We start from the raw sequence: 3,118 nt of genomic DNA, 5'->3' as shown, positions 1-3,118 counted from the left end.
GGTGTTGCTGCCGCCGTTCAGCGGCACGCCGCTGTCGCCGCCGCCGCCGCCGCAGGCGCTCAGCAGCATCGCCCCGACCGCGCCGGCCACGGCCAGACGCGCCACCCGCAACATCGCGGATCGATTCATCGCAACTCCCTCGTGGAACCCGGGTTCCGTGTCTTTTGTTGCTCCGGTGACATCGTCGGATGTCATTCGGAAACCTACGAGGGCCGAGTTATAGCGAAAAACCGGGGACAAGCCCTGGACTTAATCGAGCGTCTCCGCCTTCAGGGTGACGAGTGATGCGCCCTCGCCACTGACGACGAGGCGCCATCCGTACCAACCCGGCGGCGCCGGCAGGTCCAGGGTCTGGCCCGGTTCCAGCCAGTGGTCGTCGGGCCAGCCGGCGCGGGTGATCCAGGCCCGGCCGCCGAAGACCCGCAGCCGCACGGGGCGTTTCAGGCGCAACTCGATCGGACGGCCGTCGGTCGGCAGCACCACGGCGTCCGGTCCGGGTCCGGGGGGAAGGAAAGCCGGCGCAGACCAGACCTGGGGCTGGGACCGGGGCCGGAACGGCGGGGGGAGCAGGCGGAACGGTTGCATGCCGTCACGATAAAAAGAGGCGCTGTCGCGCTCCATCCACAGCCGCCGACCGATGCGACCCCTACAGCCTGCGCACGGACGCGGCCTGTGCTGGCCGGCTTGCCGCCGATCTGTATTGGTTGGCGCCCGGGGAGAACACACAGAATCGATGCATGGACGCGCCGCTGTTACCGCTGTACATGCAACTCGCCGACCGGATGGCCCGGTCGATCCGCTCGGGCACCTTGAAGCGCGGCGAGCGGCTGCCCTCGGTGCGGGAGCTGGCCGGGCAGCACGGTGTGTCGCTGTCGACGGCCGTCCAGGCCTACCGGTGGCTGGAGGACGCCCGGCTGATCGAAGCCCGGCCGCGCTCGGGCTACTTCGTCGCCGCCCGGCCGCCGCGGCTGCCGGAGCCGCGCGTCTCGCGGCCCGACACGGCGTCCCGGATGGTCCAGCTGGACCAGCTGGGCGTGCAGGTGATGGCGCTGTCGCAGGACCCGTCCTTCGTCTCCTTCGGCGCGGCCTGTCCGGGGCCGGAGCTGTTCGACCAGGACCGCGTGCGCCGCGCGATGGCCCGCGCCGTGATGCGCCATCGGGACCTGCTGTGCACCTACCCGCTCGGCCCGGGCATGGAAGAGGCGCGGCGCGCGGTGGCGCGCCACGCGCTGGGACTGGGCTGCGTGCTCGATCCGGACGAGGTCGTCCTCACCAACAGCTGCATGGAGGCCATCAGCCTGTGCCTGCGCACCGTGTGCAAGCCTGGCGACGTGGTGGCGCTGGAGTCGCCGACCTATTACGGCTTCCTGGAGATCCTGCAGAGCCTGCACCTGCGCGCACTGGAGATCCCGACGCATCCGCGCCACGGCATGTCGCTGGACGCGCTGCAGCTGGCCTTCGACACCCAGCAGGTCAAGGCGGTGCTGACGGTGCCGACGCTGTCGAACCCGCTGGGCGCCTCGATGCCGGTGCCGGAGCGCCGCCGGCTGGCGGCGATGCTGGCGCAGCACGACGTGGCGCTGATCGAGGACGTGCTCTACAACGACCTGTCCGAGCAGGAGGACAAGCGCCGCGCGGTGAAGTCCTTCGACACGACAGGGCACGTGATGATCTGCGGCTCGTTCTCGAAGACGATCGCGCCGGGACTGCGGCTGGGATGGGTCGAGGCCGGCCGCTGGGGGCAGGTGCTGCGGCGGACGAAGGCGGTGCAGTCCGGCGGCCAGACCAGCGTGCTGGAGCTGGCGCTGGCGGACCTGTTGACCCAGGCCGGCGGCGGCGCCGCGCTGCGGCAGCTGCGGGCGACGATCGCCGCGCGCGTCGACCAGGCCCGCCAGATGATCGCCGAGAGTTTCCCGAAGGGCACGCGCGTGTCCGATCCCGCCGGCGGCTTCATCCTCTGGGTGGAACTGCCTGAAGGGCTGGACACCGCGCTGCTGTACGAGGCCTGCCTCGCGGAGCACATCATCATCGCGCCGGGGATGATGTTCTCGGCGAGCCCGCGTTTCCGGAACTGCGTGCGGCTGGGCGTGGGCGGCCAATGGGGCGAGGCGCATCCTCGAGCGCTGCGGCGCATCGGCGCGCTGGCGAAGGCGCTGCTCCTGAGCCCCTCCAACGCCGGCGACCACCGCGACAACGAACTCGCGGCCTGACCGCCGCTCATCCCTGCAGCCATTCGTCCTTGGCGTCCAGGCCCTTGGGCGACTTCAGGCGGGTGAGCGCGTCCTCGTCCTCGAGCAGGCGCCAACGCCACCAGTCCGTGCTGATGGACTTGATGAGCGAGGCGTGATGCGCGGCGAGCTTCTCGGGTGCTCGCTCGCGGCCCCGCCCGAGCAGCCGCTGACCGAAACCCGCGCCGCGCTCGCCGCCGCCGCCGAAGCTCATGTGATCGGCGCCCTCCAGCCACAACTGCGCCTTGGCCCCGGCCGGCAGCGTGTCGTAGACGATGCGCCGGTACTGGCCGTCGCGCTCCTGGCCGATCGGGTTGCCGTCGAGGCTGCCCGTCAGGCACAGCATCGGCCGTGTGATGCCCTTGATGCCGCCCGGGAAATGCCCCGCCGACGGGCTGAAGGCGGCGAAGGCCTTGAAGTGCGACTCGGACAGATCCGGCGCGCTGCGTTCCCGGAAATCGCGCCCGGCGACCGCCAGGGTGGTCTGCGCGCCGAACGAATGGCCCGACATGCCCAACGCCTCCGGGCGCACACGCGCCCACGGGCCGTGGCCGTCCTTCTGCAGCTTCAGCAGCTGCTCGACGGCGAATTGCACATCGTGACCGCGCTCGATCAGCTGCTCGGCGCTCGCGGCGGCCTTCACGGCCTGCAGCCCGCCGCGCCAGATCGCGCGGTCGCTGCCGGCGTGCTGCAGATGCAGCGTCGCGATGCCCGCCTCCGCCCAGGCCTGCGCCCATTCGGTGCCGCCGTCCAGGCTGCCGCCCAGGCCGTGGGAGAACACCACCAGCGCGACCGGCCGGTCGCCGTCAGGAAGGCGCAGGCGCCAGGGGATGTCGCGCAGGCGGGACTGGTCGCGCCAGGCGCCCTGCTGGACGCCGGGCGTCGGAGCG

Annotated in this window: 3 protein-coding genes; 1 reads left to right on the top strand and 2 read right to left on the bottom strand. The window is 71.7% G+C overall.

Annotated features, from left to right (window positions below; all coding sequences use genetic code 11):
- Positions 1-249: 249 nt before the first annotated feature.
- Positions 250-483 carry a DUF2917 domain-containing protein gene (locus VF536_RS14870; protein WP_331615640.1) on the bottom strand — a complete coding sequence of 78 codons (234 nt, stop codon included), beginning with the start codon at positions 481-483 and terminating at the stop codon, positions 250-252.
- Positions 484-737: 254 nt separating this feature from the next.
- Here VF536_RS14870 and VF536_RS14865 point away from each other — a divergent pair, with 254 nt between their 5' ends.
- A complete protein-coding gene (locus tag VF536_RS14865; protein WP_331615639.1) occupies positions 738-2,210 on the top strand; it encodes a PLP-dependent aminotransferase family protein in 1,473 nt (490 codons plus the stop codon).
- Positions 2,211-2,217: 7 nt separating this feature from the next.
- On the opposite strand, the gene VF536_RS14860 is transcribed toward VF536_RS14865, so the two are convergent.
- The coding region (locus VF536_RS14860) for a hypothetical protein (protein ID WP_331615638.1) at positions 2,218-3,118 on the bottom strand (901 nt) is incomplete at its 5' end.

This window comes from Roseateles sp., from assembly GCF_036486225.1.
Taxonomy (GTDB): domain Bacteria; phylum Pseudomonadota; class Gammaproteobacteria; order Burkholderiales; family Burkholderiaceae_C; genus Roseateles.
The sequence above is the reverse complement of the archived record's forward strand: the minus strand, read 5'-3'. Positions and strand labels throughout refer to the sequence as shown.

Bases quoted from the DNA above. Each gene is read 5' to 3' on its own strand.
- VF536_RS14865 (WP_331615639.1), top strand. From the start codon at position 738: ATGGACGCGCCGCTGTTACCGCTGTACATGCAACTCGCCGACCGGATG.